The sequence below is a fragment of the Variovorax gossypii genome, assembly GCF_003965815.1.
Taxonomy (GTDB): domain Bacteria; phylum Pseudomonadota; class Gammaproteobacteria; order Burkholderiales; family Burkholderiaceae_C; genus Variovorax; species Variovorax gossypii.
Map to the genome: position 1 here is coordinate 134,352 of NZ_RXOE01000003.1, position 15,962 is coordinate 150,313.

At 68.8% G+C, this 15,962-nt stretch carries 11 protein-coding genes; 7 read left to right on the forward strand and 4 right to left on the reverse strand.

Annotated features, from left to right (window positions below):
* The first annotated feature begins 300 nt into the window (after window positions 1-300).
* The 5 genes from EJP69_RS15505 (at window position 301) to EJP69_RS15525 (ending at window position 6,604) form a co-directional block, all read left to right on the forward strand.
* Window positions 301-813 carry a formate dehydrogenase subunit gamma gene (locus tag EJP69_RS15505; protein WP_093206559.1) on the forward strand — a complete coding sequence of 171 codons (513 nt, stop codon included), beginning with the start codon at window positions 301-303 and terminating at the stop codon, window positions 811-813.
* Window positions 810-2,369: a formate dehydrogenase beta subunit gene (locus EJP69_RS15510; protein ID WP_093206560.1), complete on the forward strand. Its 1,560-nt coding sequence runs from the start codon at window positions 810-812 to the stop codon at window positions 2,367-2,369. Before EJP69_RS15505 ends, EJP69_RS15510 begins: the two co-directional genes overlap by 4 nt.
* 189 nt (window positions 2,370-2,558) lie before the next feature.
* Window positions 2,559-5,432, forward strand: a complete 2,874-nt coding sequence (gene fdhF, locus EJP69_RS15515; RefSeq protein WP_126471264.1) for a formate dehydrogenase subunit alpha — start codon at window positions 2,559-2,561, stop codon at window positions 5,430-5,432.
* Window positions 5,433-5,451: 19 nt separating this feature from the next.
* A complete protein-coding gene (gene fdhD / locus EJP69_RS15520) occupies window positions 5,452-6,306 on the forward strand; it encodes a formate dehydrogenase accessory sulfurtransferase FdhD (protein WP_170217141.1) in 855 nt (284 codons plus the stop codon).
* Window positions 6,307-6,349: 43 nt separating this feature from the next.
* Complete coding sequence (locus EJP69_RS15525; RefSeq protein ID WP_093206563.1) at window positions 6,350-6,604, forward strand: formate dehydrogenase subunit delta; 255 nt, start codon at window positions 6,350-6,352, stop codon at window positions 6,602-6,604.
* Between the two features lie 15 nt (window positions 6,605-6,619).
* Here the strand turns inward: EJP69_RS15525 and EJP69_RS15530 are convergent, their stop codons facing one another.
* Window positions 6,620-6,955, reverse strand: a complete 336-nt coding sequence (locus tag EJP69_RS15530; protein WP_240652167.1) for a hypothetical protein — start codon at window positions 6,953-6,955, stop codon at window positions 6,620-6,622.
* A gap of 356 nt (window positions 6,956-7,311) precedes the next feature.
* Between EJP69_RS15530 and EJP69_RS15535 the strand changes: the two genes are divergently transcribed.
* Window positions 7,312-7,932: a TetR/AcrR family transcriptional regulator gene (locus EJP69_RS15535; protein ID WP_126471266.1), complete on the forward strand. Its 621-nt coding sequence runs from the start codon at window positions 7,312-7,314 to the stop codon at window positions 7,930-7,932.
* A 51-nt stretch (window positions 7,933-7,983) separates the two neighbouring features.
* Window positions 7,984-8,583, forward strand: a complete 600-nt coding sequence (locus tag EJP69_RS15540; RefSeq protein WP_126471270.1) for a DUF6151 family protein — start codon at window positions 7,984-7,986, stop codon at window positions 8,581-8,583.
* Between the two features lie 63 nt (window positions 8,584-8,646).
* Here EJP69_RS15540 and EJP69_RS15545 read toward each other — a convergent pair whose 3' ends face one another.
* The 3 genes from EJP69_RS15545 to EJP69_RS15555 all read right to left on the reverse strand — a co-directional run bounded on the left by EJP69_RS15545 (window position 8,647) and on the right by EJP69_RS15555 (window position 15,936).
* Entirely contained in the window at window positions 8,647-12,723 is a 4,077-nt protein-coding gene (locus tag EJP69_RS15545) for a translocation/assembly module TamB domain-containing protein (protein WP_126471272.1), read from the reverse strand.
* Window positions 12,724-12,738: 15 nt separating this feature from the next.
* Window positions 12,739-14,685 carry an autotransporter assembly complex protein TamA gene (locus EJP69_RS15550; protein WP_126471274.1) on the reverse strand — a complete coding sequence of 649 codons (1,947 nt, stop codon included), beginning with the start codon at window positions 14,683-14,685 and terminating at the stop codon, window positions 12,739-12,741.
* A gap of 63 nt (window positions 14,686-14,748) precedes the next feature.
* Window positions 14,749-15,936, reverse strand: coding sequence for a vWA domain-containing protein (locus EJP69_RS15555; RefSeq protein WP_125949416.1), 1,188 nt, complete (start codon window positions 15,934-15,936; stop codon window positions 14,749-14,751).
* Window positions 15,937-15,962 lie beyond the last annotated feature (26 nt).

The window sequence follows — 15,962 nt, forward strand, 5'->3', positions numbered from 1 at the left end:
TCCGGTCCTTCCGAAACCCTGCGCGGCCGCAGGGTTGTGCGTATTGAAACCCTGCGCGGCCGCAGGGTTGGGCGCATTGAAACCCCGCGTGGCCGCAGGGTTTGTGCGCATTGGCACCGTGCTTGTTTCGGCGGAAATTGACTTGTGTCAAGGCCCCCGACGCCCGATTCATCGACATTGATCCCCAAGCGGATGACCACGGGATTCGCGTCGAATCCAACGACGTCGAACCCGTGACAGAACCACGATGAAAACAGCTCCGCTTGCAAGCTGACGGCAACGGAGCAGATCGGACGGACCATGAAACCAGAACAGGTTCAGCAGGCGCGGCAAGGGCAGCACGACACGGACGAACTCGCGGCCGTGCAGCGCATCCTTCAGCTGCATGCGGACGAGCCCGGCGCGCTGCTGCCGATACTGCACGACGTGCAGGACGCACTCGGCTACATCCCCGCCGACGCGGTGCCGGTGATCGCGGAGGCGCAGAACCTCTCGCGCGCCGAGGTGCACGGCGTCGTCACCTACTACCACCACTTCCGCAGCCAGCCCGCGGGCCGGCACGTGATCCAGATCTGCCGCGCCGAGGCCTGCCAGTCGATGGGCGCGGATGCATTGCTCGCGCACGCCGAGCTGCGACTGGGTTGCAGCGCGCACGGCACGACGAAGGACGGCGCGTTCACGCTGGAGCCGGCCTTCTGCCTCGGCCTGTGCGCCTCGTCGCCCGCGATGACGCTGGACGAGCAGCCGTATGCGCGCATGACGGCCAAGGGGTTCGACGCATTGGTCGCGCAGACCGAAGGAGGCCGTGCATGAGCACGATCACCGTCTACGTTCCGCGCGATTCGGCCGCGCTCGCTGCCGGCGCCGACCGCGTGGCCCGATGCATCGCCAAGGAGGCCGCGGCGCGCGGCCTGATGCTCGAGCTGGTGCGCAACGGTTCGCGCGGCATGTTCTGGCTCGAGCCGCTGGTCGAGGTGAACACGCCCGCAGGCCGCATGGCCTACGGACCGGTGACGCCCGACGATGTGGCCGGCCTGTTCGACGCCGGCTTCCTCACCGGCGGCAGGCACCCGCTCGCGCTCGGCCCGACCGAGGAGATTCCGTACCTGAAGAAGCAGGAGCGCCTGACCTTCTCGCGCATGGGCATCACCGACCCGGTGTCGCTCACCGACTACCAGGCCTACGAGGGCTTCGCCGGCCTGCGCCGTGCGCTGGCGCTTGCGCCCGAGGAGATCGTGCAGCAGGTGCTCGACTCGGGCCTGCGCGGACGCGGCGGCGCGGCCTTCCCGGCGGGCATCAAGTGGAAGACGGTGCTGGGGACGGCGGCGGCGCAGAAGTACATCGTCTGCAACGCCGACGAAGGCGACTCGGGCACCTTCTCCGACCGCATGACCATGGAGGGCGACCCCTTCATGCTGATCGAGGGCATGACCATCGCGGGCCTCGCCACCGGCGCGACGCAGGGCTACATCTACGTGCGTTCGGAGTACCCGCATGCGATCGCGACGCTGAACGAGGCCATCCGCGTCGCGGAGGCTGCGGGCTTCCTCGGCGACAACATCCTGCGTTCGGGCAAGCGCTTCTCGCTCGCGGTGCGCAAGGGCGCGGGCTCGTACGTGTGCGGCGAGGAAACTGCGCTGCTCGAGAGCCTGGAGGGCAAGCGCGGCATCGTGCGCGCCAAGCCGCCGCTGCCGGCCATCGAAGGCCTGTTCGGTCAGCCCACGCTCATCAACAACGTCATCACGCTGGCCAGCGTGCCGCTGATCCTGGCGCGCGGCGCGGCCTTCTACCGCGACTACGGCGTGGGCCGCTCGCGCGGCACGCTGCCGATGCAGCTGGCCGGCAACATCAAGTACGGCGGCCTGGTCGAGAAGGCCTTCGGCGTCACGCTGCGCGAGCTGCTCTACGACTACGGCGGCGGCTCGGCCTCGGGCCGGCCGATCAAGGCGGTGCAGGTCGGCGGGCCGCTGGGCGCCTACCTGCCCGAATCGAAGTGGGACCTGCCGCTCGATTACGAGGCCTACGCGGCCGTCGGCGGCACCGTGGGCCACGGCGGCATCGTGGTGCACGACGACACGGCCGATCTGTCGAAGCTCGCGCGCTACGCCATGGAGTTCTGTGCGCTGGAGTCGTGCGGCAAGTGCACGCCGTGCCGCATCGGCTCGACGCGCGGCGTCGAGGTGATCGACAAGATCCGCGGCAACCAGAACCGACCGCAGCAGGTGATGCTGCTGCGCGACCTGTGCGACACGATGGTCCACGGCTCGCTGTGCGCCATGGGCGGCATGACGCCGTTCCCGGTGCTCTCGGCGCTGGACCATTTCCCGCAGGACTTCGGAATCGAAGCGCCTGACCGCAAGGCTGCGTGATATGCCCATCCCCGTTGCTTGCTCACTTCGTGTAGCCGCCTCCCCCCTCAAGGGGGCAACACCGGTGGCCCGGCAAAGCCGGTTCCACGGTGTTCCGCGACCCAGGTGCGGACGCCGCAGGTGTGAAGGAGTCGGTTTGCGCTTCGCACAGCCGTGGTGAATTGCCAGATCAGAGAGAAAGCTAAAGACATGTTGGACCATCTCAAGGACATCGACTACGGCACTCCCAAGCGCGAATCCGAGCGCGAGGTGACGCTGGAGATCGACGGCAATGAAGTCACGGTGCCCGCGGGCACTTCGCTGATGCGCGCGGCGGTGGATGCGGGCATCCAGGTGCCCAAGCTCTGCGCCACCGACAGCCTGGAGCCCTTCGGTTCGTGCCGGCTGTGCCTGGTCGAGATCGAGGGACGCCGGGGCTTCCCGGCCTCGTGCACCACGCCGGCCGAAGCGGGCATGAAGGTGCGCACCCAGACGCCGAAGCTGCAGGATCTGCGCAAGGGCGTGATGGAGCTCTACATCTCCGACCACCCGCTCGACTGCCTCACCTGCTCGGCCAACGGCAACTGCGAGCTGCAGGACATGGCGGGCGTGACCGGCCTGCGCAACGTGCGCTACGGCTTCGACGGCGCCAACCACCTGAAGAGCGAGAAGGACGAGTCGAACCCGTACTTCAGCTACGACCCGTCGAAGTGCATCGTGTGCAACCGCTGCGTGCGCGCCTGCGAGGAAACGCAGGGCACTTTCGCGCTGACGATCAGCGGCCGCGGCTTCGAGTCGCGCGTGTCGCCGGGCCAGGACGAGGCCTTCATGGATTCGGAGTGCGTGAGCTGCGGTGCCTGCGTCGAGGCCTGCCCCACCGCCACGCTGCAGGAGAAGTCGGTGATCTGGCTCGGCCAGCCCGAGCACAGCGTGATCACCACCTGCGCCTACTGCGGCGTGGGCTGCGCCTTCAAGGCAGAGATGAAGGGCAACGAGGTCGTGCGCATGGTGCCGTGGAAGGACGGCAAGGCCAACGAAGGCCACTCCTGCGTGAAGGGCCGCTTCGCCTGGGGCTACGCCACGCACCAGGACCGCATGCTCAAGCCGATGATCCGCAAGAACATCACCGACCCGTGGCAGGAGGTGAGTTGGGACACGGCCATCAACTACGCGGCCAGCGAGTTCAAGCGCCTGCAGGCCAAGTACGGCCAGGACTCCATCGGCGGCATCACCTCGTCGCGCTGCACCAACGAGGAAACCTACCTCGTGCAGAAGCTGGTGCGCGCCGCCTTCGGCAACAACAACGTCGACACCTGCGCACGCGTGTGCCATTCGCCCACGGGCTACGGCCTGAAGCAGACGCTGGGCGAATCGGCGGGCACGCAGACCTTCGCCTCGGTGGACAAGGCTGACGTGATCATGGTGATCGGCGCCAACCCGACCGATGGCCACCCGGTGTTCGCATCGCGCATGAAGAAGCGGCTGCGCCAGGGCGCGAAGCTGATCGTGGTCGATCCGCGCCGCATCGACATCGTGAAGTCGCCGCACATCAAGGCCGCGCATCACCTGCAGCTGCGGCCCGGCACCAACGTGGCCGTGGTCACGGCGCTGGCGCACGTCATCGTCACCGAAGGGCTGATGGCCGACGACTTCGTCGCCGAACGCTGCGACTCGGCCTCGTTCAAGGAATGGAAGTCGTACGTGGAGCGCCCCGAGCAGTCGCCCGAGGCCACCGAGGCGGTGACGGGCGTGCCGGCGGCCGAGATGCGCGCCGCCGCGCGCCTCTTCGCCACGGCGGGCAACGGCGCCATCTACTACGGCCTGGGCGTGACCGAGCACAGCCAGGGCTCGACCACGGTGATGGGCATCGCCAACCTCGCCATGGTCACCGGCAACGTCGGCCGCGAGGGCGTGGGCGTGAACCCGCTGCGGGGCCAGAACAACGTGCAGGGCTCCTGCGACATGGGTTCGTTCCCGCACGAGCTGCCGGGCTACCGGCACGTGTCGGACAGCACCACGCGCGCCACGTTCGAGTCGGCCTGGGGCGTGCAGATCAACCCCGAGCCGGGCCTGCGCATTCCCAACATGTTCGATGCAGCCATCGGCGGCAGCTTCAAGGGCCTGTACTGCGAGGGCGAGGACATCGTGCAGTCCGACCCGAACACGCAGCACGTGGCGGCCGCGATGATGGGCATGGAGTGCGTGGTGGTGCAGGACATCTTCCTCAACGAGACCGCCAAGTACGCGCACGTGTTCCTGCCGGGCTCTTCGTTCCTGGAAAAGGACGGCACCTTCACCAACGCCGAGCGCCGCATCTCCCGCGTGCGCAAGGTGATGCCGCCCAAGGCCGGCCTTGCCGACTGGGAAGTGACGGTGAAGCTCGCGCAGGCCCTCGGCTATCCGATGGACTACAAGAGCCCGGAAGAGATCATGGACGAGATCGCCGCGCTCACGCCCACCTTCCACGGCGTGAGCTACAAGCGCCTCGACGAGCTCGGCAGCATCCAGTGGCCCTGCAACGAGAACGCGCCCGACGGCACGCCCACCATGCACATCGACCGCTTCGTGCGCGGCAAGGGCAAGTTCATCGTCACGCAGTACGTGGCGACGGACGAGAAGGTCACGCGCAAGTTCCCGCTGCTGCTGACGACCGGGCGCATCCTCTCGCAGTACAACGTGGGCGCGCAGACGCGGCGCACCGAGAACAACCAGTGGCACAGCGAGGACCGGCTGGAGATCCATCCGCACGACGCGGAGGAGCGCGGCGTGAAGGAAGGCGACTGGGTCGGCATCCAGAGCCGCGCGGGCGAGACGGTGCTGCGCGCCACGGTGTCCGAGCGCGTGCAGCCGGGCGTGGTCTACACAACCTTCCACTTCCCCGAGTCGGGCGCGAACGTGATCACCACCGACAACTCCGACTGGGCCACCAACTGCCCCGAGTACAAGGTCACGGCGGTGCAGGTGATGCCGGTGATGCAGCCTTCTTCCTGGCAGCAGGAGTACAGCCGCTTCAACCGCACGCAGCATGAGCTGCTCGCTGCCGCATCGGCGCCGCAGGGCGGCGAGACGGTTCCGGCCAAGTGAGGGCGCGACCCGTATGAACATGCTGGCCACCGATGCCGACACCGTCCGGTTCTGCGAAGGCGCGCAGCTGCTGCCCGTGCACGGCGTGCGCGGCGGCAGGCCCTTCGACGTGCAGGACTGGGTGGCCGAGGAGGTGCCCGTGGCGCTCGAATACAACGGCATCTCGCACGCGGTGATGCTCGCGACGCCGCTCGACCTGGAAGACTTCGCGCTCGGCTTCTCGCTGAGCGAGGGCATCCTCGATGCGGCGCACGAGCTCTATTCGGTGGAGGCCGAGCAGTCGGCGCTGGGCTTCACGGTGCACATGCAGGTGTCGGGCGCGGCCTTCACGCGCCTGAAGCAGCGCCGCCGCTCGATGGCCGGGCGCACCGGCTGCGGCCTGTGCGGCACCGAGAGCCTGACGCAGGTCTCGCGAGAGTTGCCGGTTCTGCAGGACGATGCCACGGTGCGCTTCGGGCGCGAGGCCATCGGCCGCGCGATGTCGCAGCTGCCGTCGCAGCAGACCTTGCAGGAAGCCACCGGCGCCGTGCACGCGGCCGCATGGTGTTCGGACGACGGCGAGGTGATGTGGCTGCGCGAGGACGTGGGCCGCCACAACGCGCTCGACAAGCTGGTCGGTGCGCTCGCGGCCAACGACGTCGATGCCTCCGTCGGCTTCATCGCGGTCACCAGCCGTGCGAGCTTCGAGATGGTGCAGAAGGCCGCGATGGCCGGTGCGCCGCTGCTCGCGGCGGTGTCGGCGCCAACCTCCTTCGCGGTGGCCACGGCGCAGCGCGCTGGCCTCACGCTGGTGGGCTTCGCGCGCGAGCAGGACCTGGGCGTCTACAGCCACCCGCAGAGGCTGCGCACGGCGCAGCAGCACAGCGTGCGCTGAAGATTCATCACTTCATCAAGCAACACATTTTTCAGAAAGTCCCATGGAGCACGATCACTCGGCACAGCTGGTCAAGATGGCCAACCAGATCGGCACCTTCTTCCAGGCGCAGTCGCCGAGCGACTCGGGCGCCGCAACGCAGGCGATCGCCGCGCACCTGAAGTCGTTCTGGGCGCCGAGCATGCGCATCCAGCTGATACGCGACTTCGACGCGGGAAAGACGCCGCTGCTGATGCCGATCGTCGCCTCGGCGATCCGCAGCCATCGCGCGACGCTGCTGCCCGCTGCGGCGGCCTGAGCCGGCGCCGCGGGCTCAGGCCTGCAAGGGCCTGGGCGCGACGGAAGACTGGGGCTGAGGCTGTTCGGGCGCCGTGCCTTCCTGCGCCTGCAGCAGCGACTCGTAGTAGAGGCACAGCGGCATCGCGACGAACACCATGCCAGCCACGTAGATCACGAGGCTTGTGACCGGGAAGTGCTCGCCACCCCAATAGGGAATGGAAGCCACCGCCGCGATGCCCGCGATCAGCGCGATCGTGCCGCGCAGCGCGCCGCGCATGAACGCGATGCGCGAGAGCCCGGGTGGGGCGGACGTCCGAGAACCTTCTGGAAAGCTCGAAAGGTTCTCGCCCTTGTCTCCATCTTTTTTCATAGTCGTCGCTCCTCGGTGAAGGCGAGGGACGGTTCTTATCACGCGCGCGAGACGCGGGTCAAGGCCGAAGTCCGCGAGCGTTTGTTTGTCCAAGTGCTTCCACGCAGAGCAACAGCGACAGGCAAACATGATCGCTCGCGTATAACCTGACTGCGGTGCCGCTGTGCTGCGCGATATCGAGCAACGACCGCTGCTGACGAATCCTCGAGCATCGTCGTGCCGACTTCCATCTGGTGCAGTTCAGTTGATCAACTGTTCACATCGCTTCCGCCGAGAGCGTCAATGAGGACGCTTGCTCAAGATTTATTTACGTCGTATATTTACTGTGTAAATAATAAAAGCAGACTGGATACGACATGCCCAAAGTGTTGTCAGATGCGGAGGTCCAAGACTTCCGCCGTCGCCTGCTCGACGTCGCAGAGCGCGCCTTTGCCGACCAAGGCGTGGAAGGCGTCTCGGTGCGGCAACTTGCGCAACAGCTGGGCTGCAGCGCGATGACGCCGTACCGCTACTTTCGCGACAAGAACGAAATTCTTGCCGCCGTCACCGCGGCTGCGCTCGATCGCTTCTCGCAAGCCCTGGAGGATGCGTTCGGGCTGCAGGGCAGCGTCTGGGAGCGTTCGGCTGCGGTACGCAAGGCCTACCTTCGCTTCGCATTCGAGAACCCACGGGCGTACAAGCTCATGTTCGATCTGCCGCATCCCGCGATTTCGGACTTCCCGGACCTGGAGAGGGCTGCGCAGCGTGCCGAGCAGATCATGACGGCTCCGATGGAGCGACTGGTCACGGACGGTTCCCTCGTGGGGGATCCGCGCCTGCTGGGGCGGATCTTCTGGAGCGCAATCCACGGAGCCGTGTCCCTTCAACTGGCCGGAAAGCTCGGTCGTTCCGCGGACTTCGACGAGGTGCTCGAGAACATGCTTCGTTTCATCGTCGCCGGCGCGAGCAGCACCAGCAGCAGTACCCGCAGCAGATAGGAGTCGGCAAGTGACCGACCTGCGCCCCTCAACTCTTCTTCTCCTTCGTCCATGAGCACACCTCACCCCATCCGCTGCCGCTGCGGCCAAGTGCGCGGCGCGCTGGCCTTCCCCGACCAGGCCCTCAGGCTCGTGTGCTATTGCCGCGACTGCCAGACCGCCGCGCATGCGCTCGGCGCGCCGGAGCGCACGGTGGATGCGAACGGCGGAACGGCGATCGTCGCCTCGCTGCAGAGCAACCTCGCCTTCACGCAGGGCAGCGACCAGCTGGCGTGTCTCTCGCTCACCGACAAGGGCCTCTATCGCTGGTACGCGAGCTGCTGCGGGACCCCGATCGCCAACACCGTCCGGCGGCCCCAGATGTCGTACGTGGGGATCGTGCACAGCTGCCTCGGAGAGTCGGCGCAGCAGGTGGCCCAAGCATGGCCGGGACATTTCGACGTCAATCCCACCCATGCGAAGGGGCCTGTCGCCAAACCGGGGTTCAAAGCGCTTGTCGGCACCTTGAAGATTGCACGCTTCGTGCTGGGCGCCCGCTTCACGGGGCGTTGGCGCCAGAGTCCCTTCTTCAGGAACGGCTCGGCGCAGCCCGCCACGGACGTACGGGTGCTGGCGCACGCCGAGCTCGAGAGGGCCCGACAGTCGGTCTGACCCGGGCGAAAGGGCGTGCCTTGCTGATCGCGCGCCGAAGTCGGGGCAATACGCTCCCGGTCCTCAGTCGTACTTGACCGTGTAGATCAGGTCGAGGCCGCTGGTCTGCCCGGCCTGGCCGCGCAGGGTGAGGCGCGTCGTCAGGTCGTAGAAGATGAAGAGGGTGCCGAAGGTGCCGCCGATGCTGCGTTCGTAGGTGATGTAGAAGTCCTTCGACAGGCGCTTGCCCAGCGTCACGGCGGATTCGCGCAGGTCGCCGCCGTTGCCCGGTCCCTTGAAGCCGAGTTCGTCCAGCCCGAAGCGGCTGGCCAGGCTGCCGCCGGTGGTGGCGCCGCCGATCTTGCCGAGCAGCGACAGCGCGGCCTGCTGCAGCAGCGCCGACTCGCCGCCGCTGGTGGCCGAGGCGCGACCGAGGATGACCCACGAGAGCGTTTCGGCATCGGACAGCGCCGGCTCCGAATACAGCTTCACGCGCGGCGACTGGGCGGTGCCGGTGATCTGCACGCCCGCGCGCTGCGAGAGGTTCGGGCGGATCGCGAGGATGTCGAGCGCCGGGTTGTCGAAGGGGCCGTTGAAGCGCGCGATGCCGGTCTCGACGTCGAGCTGCTGGCCGTAGGCGCGGTACTGGCCCTTCACGGTCTTCACCTCGCCGGTGATGCGCGGCGGCGCGTTCAGGCTGGTGCTGCGGATCTCCAGGTTGCCTTCGAGCCGCGTGGTGATGCCACGGCCCTGCACCGCGAAGTCGTCGCCGAGGTCGAACTCGACGGCCACGTCCGGCGGCTTGGCCGTCTGCGGCTTCGCGGCCTGCGCGTCGGCGCGGGCGGATTCGCGCTGCGCCGCCTCGGCGGTCTCGCGGTCCTTGGCTGCGGAGCGCACGACCACGTCGCTGCCCAGGCTGGGCGCGGTCTCGTCGGGCAGGATGATGACGGCTCGGTCGGTCTTGAGCTTGCCGCGCACGGTGAACTGGCCGTTGTCGAGCTTTGCCTGCAGGTCGCCCGAGAGCGTGACCTGCCGGTCGGTGCGCACCAGCACGCGCAGCGCGCGCAGCTGGCCCTGCAGCGCCATGCGGATGCCTGTCGCGCTGCCGGTGGCCGGGCCCCAGCTGAGGTCGCCGGTGGCGGAGAGCGTGCCGCCGTCGGTGCGGGCTTCGCTGGCGGTGGTGCTGCGGTTGCCGCTCTGGCCGCCGATGCGCGCGGAACTGCCGGCGCCGCCCTTGAGCGTGAATTCGGTGATCTCCACGCGCTCGCCGGTGAGCGTGGCGCGCAGCCGGCCGTCGCGCAGGTCCAGCCCTTCCACCGGCGCGCGCAGCGCGAGCTTGTCGGCGCCCAGCGTGCCGTTCCAGCGCGGCACGGCGCGGTTGCCCGAGAGCGTGGCGCTGGCGTCGAGCGTGCCGGCGATGCGCCAGCCCGGAGGCGCGAGCATCGACCACACGCCGAGGTTCGGCAGCGTGGCCTTGATGGTGCCGCCCAGCGGCGCGTCGGGCGCCCACTGCCAGCCGCCCGCGCGCTGCTGCACGCGGGTGTTGATGTCGGCGTCGATCTTGCCGGCGCGCTCGCTGTCCCATGCGAGCACAGCGCGCACGGCGTCGCCGTCGGCATCGAGGCGCAGCTCGGCCTGGCGCAGGCCGGCAGGCGTGCTGGGCGCGTCGCCGCTGGCCGAGGCGGAATTCATCGTGCGCTCGCTGGCGGTGCCCGTGCCGGTGCTGGTGATGCGCGTGACGAGCGCGGCCTCGCCGGCCTGCACGCGGATGTCGCCGCTCTGGCGCGCGAGGCGGGCCTTGGCGTGCAGCGTGTCGCCGGCGTCGATGTCCCAGTCGCCGTTGAACATCAGGTCGCCGCTGATGCCGTATTCGCCGAGCGTGGTGTTGGCGCCGAACGCGCCCGCCCAGGCCATCGGCAGCCCCTGCATCTGGCCCTTGGACTGCAGGCGGAACACGCGGTTGGGCGCGGCGCCGCTCTGGCTGAAGCGCAGCGGCTGCCAGTCGATGCGCACCGTGCCGGGCACGGGGCCGCGCAGCGTGGCCGAGGCGGCGGAGGCCTCGACGTCGAGGCGCGGCGCGGTGCCGGCGCTGTTGTTGCCGGTGCGGATCGTCGCCGTGACCTCGCGGCCCAGCTCCAGCACCCATGGCGCGCCGGGGCGGGCGCTGTCCTGCGCCTGCAGCTTCAGGCTGGCCAGCGCTGCGCGCCACTGGCCGGCGCCGGCGATGCCGCCGCTGGCGCGGGTGTCGATGTCGATCTTCTGCGTGCCGGTGGCGGCTTCGCCCTTCAGCGCGAGCGTGGCCTGCGCGAGGCTGCCGGCAAGGTCGGCCTGCAGGTTGCGCACCTGGGCGGAGGTGGTGGCGCCGCCGGGTTGCTCAGAGGGCAGGGCGAGGTCCAGGCGGGGCACGCCGAGCGCTGCCTTGATGCTGGGTTCGGTGCTGCCGCGCGGCACGGGCGCGTTGGGGTTTTCGAGCCGGCGCTGGATGGTGCGCCATCCGCCCTGCCAGCTGGCGTCGAGCTTTGCGGAGCCCTTGGCGCTCGCGTCCGCGAACACCTTCGACAGCCCCGGCAGGCCCTGCACCCAGCGCTGCACGGTGTCCGCATCGTCGATGGCGGCCCTGATCTCGCCGCTGCCCGAATCCGGCGCGATGCGGCCTTCGACCTGCGCGCTGCCGCCGGGCAACGCGAGGGCCAGCTTGCCGCTCGCCGCCTGCTCGGCCACGCGCACCTGCAGGCGGCCATCGACGCTGGCGCGCTGCGCCTCGATGCGCAGCGTGCGCAGGTCGAGCACCTGGTCCTTCCACTGGCCCTGCGCCAGCGCGCGGTCGAGCGCGAAGCCGGGCAGGGCCTTGCTGCCCGCGCCGCCCTCGGCGCGCAGATTGGCGTCGAAGACGATGGTGCTTTCCTTCTGCTCGGCCTTGAGCTGGCCGCTGACCGGCGCGCCCGAGAGCTCGCTGTAGAGCGCGCCCGGCCGCACGCCGCGCACCGTGGCCTGGGCTTGCCAGGGGGAGGGCGCGGGGCTCCACTTGCCGGCCGCGTCGATGCGCCCGCCGCCCGCGCGCACGGTGGCTTCGGAAATCGCCCAGCTCGTGCCGTCGAAGCCGACCTTGGCCAGCACCTGTTCGAGCGGCAGCTTCTCCTGGTCCCAGGGGCCGGGCACGGCGTTGCGGATGTCGGCCGAGGCCTTCCATGCGGAGGGACCGGTGTCGGCGTCGGGCTGGAGTTCGACGATGCCGGTGAGCCTTGTCTCGGGCGCGCCGGGCCACAGGCTCGATGCGTCGACGTTGCGCAGGTCGGCCTTCGCGTCGATCACCGGCTGCGGCAGCCAGGGCGCGATCTGTGCCTGCAGGCTGGCTTCCATCGGTGCGTCGGCGTTCTCCTCGGCGGGCTTCAGCTCGGCGGCCACCTGCAGGCGGGCGGCGGTGCCGGCGAGCGTGCCCTTGACGGTGGCCGCGGCCAGCACGTCGATGTCGTGGTCCTCGGCCAGCGGTGCCTTCACGCGGCCGTCGAGCGCGACGTCGATCGCCATCGGCGCGGGGCCCTGCAGCTTCACGCGGGTGCTGTAGTGGCCGTCGGCGATGTCCACGCCCTTCACCTCGAGCAGATGCTCGGCCGCCTTGTAGCTGTAGTTGCCCGAGAGATTGAGCGCCTGCAGCACGGGCGGGCCGGCCCAGCGCAGCTCGTCGACGCGGAAGGGCAGCTCGACCTCGACCGGCAGCGCGAGCTGTTCGAGCGGCTCGGTGGGCTTTTCGCTCGGCGGGCCGCGCTTCTCGATCAGCACCTGCTTCGCGTGCACCTCGCCGAGCTGCACCTTGCGCTGAAGCAGCGGCGCGAGCTGCCAGCCGATGGTGGCGTCGTTCACCTCCACGGCGATGCTCTCGCTCTGGTACTTGAGCCAGCCGATGCGCCCGCCGGTGCGAAGCGAGCCGCTCACGTCGCGGCTTTCCAGCGTCTGGCCGGCTGGAAGGCGCTGCGCCGCCTGAGCGAGCGCGAAGGCGAGCGATGTGTCGGAGCCCAGCCACCACCATGCGCCGGCGACCAGCAGTGCCACCGCGAGCAGCAGGCCTGTGATGGTCCAGGCGAGGGCGCGCATCGCGCGCCGCGCGCGAGAGCGGCGGGGAGGCGAGGGCGGCGTGGACTTGTTGTCGTCGTCGGTCTGCATCTGGCGTTGCCTGCGTCAGAAGGTGAAGCCGAGGCGGAAGTGCAGGCGGAACTTCTTCGAGTCCACGCCGTAGGCCAGGTCGGCCTGCACCGGCCCGACCGGGCTGCGCCAGCGCGCGCCCACGCCCACGCCGACCTTGGGCTTGAGTTCGCCGGGCTTGTCGGCCACGGCGCCGGCGTCGACGAACACCACGCTCTCCCATTCGGTGAGCTTGTTGTTGTAGACGAAGGGGCGCTGCCACTCCACGCTGGCCACGCCGAGGTAGCGGCCGGCCACGGTCGTGCCGTCGGCGCGCACGGTGCCGATCTGCTTGTAGCTGTAGCCGCGCACGGTGGTGTCGCCGCCGGTCAGGAACATCAGCGTGGAGGGGATCTGCGCGCTGTCCTTGGCCGACACGGCGCCGGCCTCCACGCGCAGCTGCAGGCGGCTGCGGCGCGCGCGCAGTTCCTTGTCCTCGGCCGAGCCCAGCGGCAGCACGCCGAGCCAGCGCGCGTAGGTGCGTGTGAACGGCACCTGCTCGCCGGTGAGCGTGTAGCCCGCGGCCACCTCGAGCGCGAGGCCGAAGCCGCGCGAGGGCGTGGCGTTGTCGTCGAAGTAGCGCCCGGTCCAGCCCCAGTTGGCCGTCACGGCCGAGGCCGAGGGCGGTGCGTTGGTGCCGCGGTTCTGCGCGTAGTCGTACTGCAGGAAGTAGCTGCGGTCGATGTGGTCGCCCGACTTGCTGCGCCCGCCGCGCAGCCGGCCGCTGTCGACCACGTAGCTGCCCGACTGCTCGCTCTTGAGCTCGGCGCCGGAGAACCAGCGCCAGCCGCGGTCGTCGGGAATGGCCTTCAACTCGGTCGACAGCGACTTGATGTCGTTGTCCACCGACAGCCGCGAGACGGCGCGCCAGCCCAGCAGCGGGACCTGGTTATGGATGTGGTCGATCGAAAGCCGCGGGCCGTTGTCGGTGGTGAAGCCCACGCCCAGCACCACTTTCTGCAGCGGCGCCTCGCGCAGCTGCGCGATGACGGGCGCGGCCAGCGGGTCGGCGCTCTCGGTGTCGAGCGTGAGGAAAACGGAGTCGTAGTAGCCGCTGCTGGCCAGGCGCTGCTGCGCGTCGAGCAGCTTCTGCTGGTCGTAGTCCTGGCCGCTGGGCAGGCGCGCGATGCGGCGCGCGCCGTCGGGGTCGTAGCGCTGGATGCCGCGCAGCACCAGCGGCCCGAACTTGTAGGCCGGGCCCGACTGGTAGGTGACGCTCAGGCGGGCTTCGCTGCGGTCGGCATCCACCTCGGCGCGGCTGATCCGGATGCTGCCTGTGGGGAAGCGCCTGGCGGTGAGGCTGCGCAGCGCCGTGGTCTTGGCCTCGTCCCAGGCCTGCTGGCTGAAGGGCTGGCCGGCGCGCAGGGCCCATGCGGTTCGGATGGTGTCGCGCTGCGACTCGGCGGCGGCATCGTCGGCGATGGGGCCGGCATAGCTGATCTGCACGTTGCTCACCTTGGTGAGCTCGCCGGGCGAGACGTTGATGACGATCTCGCGCGGGGCCTTCTCGCCCTGCGGCGTCTCGTTGAGCTCCAGTGTCAGCGTGGGGGTGAAGTAGCCGAGCGTGGCGAGCAGCTCGCGGGCGTTGGTCTCGGCCGCCACCATGAGGCGGGAGATCTCGGTCGCGCCGAGGTCGTCGAGCTCGCGGTAGCGCTGGATCTCGAGGTGCAGCTTGAGGTAGTCGCGCACGGTCTCGGGACCGCGCACGTCGACGGTGAAGGCGTCGCGCTTGTTGCCGGCCTTCTTGCCGTCGCCTTCTTCATCCTTGTCGGACGCAGTGGTGCCGGCACCGGCCGTGCCGCTGCGAACGAGGCCGGTCACGGGTTTGTTTTCTTCGGCGGATTCCTTTTTCGGCAGCAGACTGCAGCCTTGCAAGAGCAGGACGCCGAACAAAAGGAAAGCCGGCCACCATGCCGGCGAAGAAACAGGAACCGCCCTGACCATGGGCGGATTCTGACAGCAAGCCCGGCCGGTTCCTGAAGGCCCGGCCGGATCGCCGGCATCGTCCTACTTGGACAGCATGCGCATCGCTTCCTCGAGGCCCCGCAGCGTGAGGGGGTACATGCGGTTCGACATCAGCTGCTGCATCACCGCGATGCTCTGGCGGTACTGCCACACGCCCTGCGGCTCGGGGTTGATCCACGCGAACTTCGGGAAGGTGTGCGTAAGGCGCTGGATCCACTCGGCGCCGGCTTCCTCGTTGTTGTATTCGACGCTGCCGCCGGGCTGCAGGATCTCGTAGGGGCTCATGGTCGCGTCGCCGACGAAGATGAGCTTGTAGTCCTTGTTGTACTTGCGCAGGATGTCCCAGGTGGCGAACTTCTCGGAGAAGCGGCGCTTGTTGTTCTTCCACATGAAGTCGTACACGCAGTTGTGGAAGTAGAAGAACTCCAGGTGCTTGAACTCGGTCTTCACGGCCGAGAACAGCTCCTCCACGCGCTGGATGTGCTCGTCCATCGTGCCGCCCACGTCCATCAGCAGCAGCACCTTGACGTTGTTGTGGCGCTCGGGCCGCATCTTGATGTCGAGGAAGCCGGCGTTGGCGGCGGTCGAGTGGATGGTGTCGTCGAGGTCCAGCTCTTCGTCGTGGCCTTCGCGCGCGAACTTGCGCAGCCGGCGCAGCGCGACCTTGATGTTGCGCGTGCCCAGCTCCTGCGTGTCGTCGTAGTCCTTGTAGGCGCGCTGGTCCCACACCTTCACGGCGCTCTTGTTCTTGCCCGCGCCGCCGATGCGCACGCCCTGCGGGTTGTAGCCGCCGTTGCCGAAGGGCGAGGTGCCGCCGGTGCCGATCCACTTGCTGCCGCCCTCGTGGCGTTCCTTCTGCTCCTCGAAGCGCTTCTTGAGCGTTTCCATGAGCTCGTCCCAGCCCATCTTCTCGATCTTGGCTTTCTCTTCGGCCGTGAACTCGCGCTCCAGCGTCTTGCGCAGCCAGTCGAGCGGCACTTCCTTGGTGAAGTCGGTCAGCATCTCCACGCCCTTGAAGTAGGCGGCGAAGGCGCGGTCGAACTTGTCGTAGTGCTTCTCGTCCTTCACCAGTGCGGTGCGCGAGAGGTAGTAGAAGTCGTCCAGGCTGTGGGCCCCGTCGGAGTTGGGGCCCACCACGTCGGCCTGCAGGGCCTCCAGCAGCGTGAGGTATTCCTTGACCGACACCGGCAGCTTGGCCGAGCGCAGGGTGTAGAAGAAGTCGATGAGCATGGTGGCGCTCCTTCGTTGTGTGTTGT

What these genes read in the sequence shown, in the direction of transcription:
- EJP69_RS15545 (WP_126471272.1), bottom strand. Translation starts at nt 12,723, where the DNA reads ATGCAGACCGACGACGACAACAAGTCCACGCCGCCCTCGCCTCCCCGC.
- EJP69_RS15530 (WP_240652167.1), bottom strand. Translation starts at nt 6,955, where the DNA reads ATGAAAAAAGATGGAGACAAGGGCGAGAACCTTTCGAGCTTTCCAGAA.
- EJP69_RS15510 (WP_093206560.1), top strand. Translation starts at nt 810, where the DNA reads ATGAGCACGATCACCGTCTACGTTCCGCGCGATTCGGCCGCGCTCGCT.
- EJP69_RS15535 (WP_126471266.1), top strand. Translation starts at nt 7,312, where the DNA reads ATGCCCAAAGTGTTGTCAGATGCGGAGGTCCAAGACTTCCGCCGTCGC.
- EJP69_RS15540 (WP_126471270.1), top strand. Translation starts at nt 7,984, where the DNA reads ATGAGCACACCTCACCCCATCCGCTGCCGCTGCGGCCAAGTGCGCGGC.
- fdhF (WP_126471264.1), top strand. Translation starts at nt 2,559, where the DNA reads ATGTTGGACCATCTCAAGGACATCGACTACGGCACTCCCAAGCGCGAA.
- EJP69_RS15550 (WP_126471274.1), bottom strand. Translation starts at nt 14,685, where the DNA reads ATGGTCAGGGCGGTTCCTGTTTCTTCGCCGGCATGGTGGCCGGCTTTC.
- fdhD (WP_170217141.1), top strand. Translation starts at nt 5,452, where the DNA reads ATGCTGGCCACCGATGCCGACACCGTCCGGTTCTGCGAAGGCGCGCAG.
- EJP69_RS15525 (WP_093206563.1), top strand. Translation starts at nt 6,350, where the DNA reads ATGGAGCACGATCACTCGGCACAGCTGGTCAAGATGGCCAACCAGATC.
- EJP69_RS15505 (WP_093206559.1), top strand. Translation starts at nt 301, where the DNA reads ATGAAACCAGAACAGGTTCAGCAGGCGCGGCAAGGGCAGCACGACACG.
- EJP69_RS15555 (WP_125949416.1), bottom strand. Translation starts at nt 15,936, where the DNA reads ATGCTCATCGACTTCTTCTACACCCTGCGCTCGGCCAAGCTGCCGGTG.